Genomic DNA, 1,470 nt, shown 5'->3' with positions numbered 1-1,470 from the left:
GGGGGGTGTCCCTATGTGGTTGTCAAGCCGCGGCTGGGGCGGTGGTGGGTTCGGGGTGGCGGTAGTAGGTGTGGTTGCGGAGCATGGCGTAGAGGACGTCGCAGCGGCGGCGTGCGAGGCAGATGAGTGCGGCATTGTGTTTCTTGCCTTCGGCTCTCTTGCGGTCGTAGTAGGTGCGGCTGACGGGGTCGGACAGGGCGGCGAAGGCGGAGAGGAAGAACGCGCGTTTGAGTTTGCGGTTGCCGGTGCGGGCGGGTTTCTCGCCTTTGATGGAGGAGCCGGATTCGTTGGTCACTGGTGCGATCCCGGCGTAGGCGGCCAGGTGGCCGGAGGACTTGAACGCGGTGGCGTCGCCGATCTCGAGCAGGATCCGGGCGGCGGTCCTGATCCCGATGCCCGGCATCGAGATCAGGACCCCGGCAAGAGGGTGCGCATCGAGTATCCCCTCGACCTCGCCCGCGACGGTTTTGCGTTGCTGCAGAACGGTTTTCAGGCTGTCAGCCAGTCGTGGAAGCACGGTGTCCGCGGCTGTGGTGCCCGGGACGGTGACGGTCTGCTCGTCCAGCGCTGCGAGGATCGCGGTGACCAGTTTGTCGCCCATGCGGGGTGCGTGTGTGGCGGCGATCGCGGCGAGTTTGCGGCGCCCGGCCTTGCGGATGCCGGCGGGTCCGCCGCAGCGGGACAGGATTTCCAGCACCGCCGGGTGGGCGATTTTCGGTCCGATGGCTCGTTCGAGGGCGGGGTGGATGCCGGTGAGCAGGCCGCGGATGCGGTTGGAGATCCGGGTTGCTTCGGCGGCGAGGTCGTCGTCGAATCCGATCAGCACGTCCAGCTCGGCCAGGGCGTCGTCGCCGACGTCGACCTGGCGCAGTGTGTGCGGCAGGGTGCGGGCAGCGTCGGCGATGATGAACGCGTCCCGTGCGTCGGTTTTCGCGCGGCCGGGGTAGAGGTCGGCGATGCGGCGCATCGCCAGGCCGGGCAGGTAGGCCACCTGGTGACCGGCCGCGCGCGCCACGGTAACCGGCAGCGCCCCGATGGTGTTGGGCTGGTCGACCACGACCAGCAGCGGCCCGTGGGCGGCGAGCTTGTCGAACACCGCCCGCAGCTTCGGTTCACTGTTGGGCAACGGCGCGTCGTGCAACCGCTTCCCGGACGGATCCAGACCGACCGCGTGATGGGCACCTTTGCCCACGTCCAGCCCGAGGAATACACCGTATCCGCTGCTCATGCACCGTGTCTTTCGTTCGTGCGCGGGTGGTCGCCGGTCGAGCATCGAGCGCCGGCACCCACGTTACGACGAGACCTGTCCCCAAACCTGGGGCGGTGCTTGTCCCTATCAGCGGTCCCTCGATGCCACCAGGCCCGGTGAGCACCACCCCCCGGATCATGGGAAAGACAGGGGGACAAAGTCATGCCGGGCCTGGCGACCACGAACTCCTTGATCAGGAGCTACGAAGAAGGTAACGGGGG

1 protein-coding gene is annotated in these 1,470 nt (G+C 68.0%); it reads right to left on the bottom strand.

All coding sequences use genetic code 11. From position 1 onward, the window contains the following. Positions 1–22 precede the first annotated feature (22 nt). Positions 23–1,228 carry an IS110 family transposase gene (locus ACFW0G_RS45490; RefSeq protein ID WP_378331824.1) on the bottom strand — a complete coding sequence of 402 codons (1,206 nt, stop codon included), beginning with the start codon at positions 1,226–1,228 and terminating at the stop codon, positions 23–25. Positions 1,229–1,470 lie beyond the last annotated feature (242 nt).

This window comes from Amycolatopsis sp. NPDC058986, assembly GCF_042741125.1.
Lineage (GTDB): Bacteria > Actinomycetota > Actinomycetes > Mycobacteriales > Pseudonocardiaceae > Amycolatopsis.
This window is presented reverse-complemented; position numbering and strand designations above follow the sequence as displayed.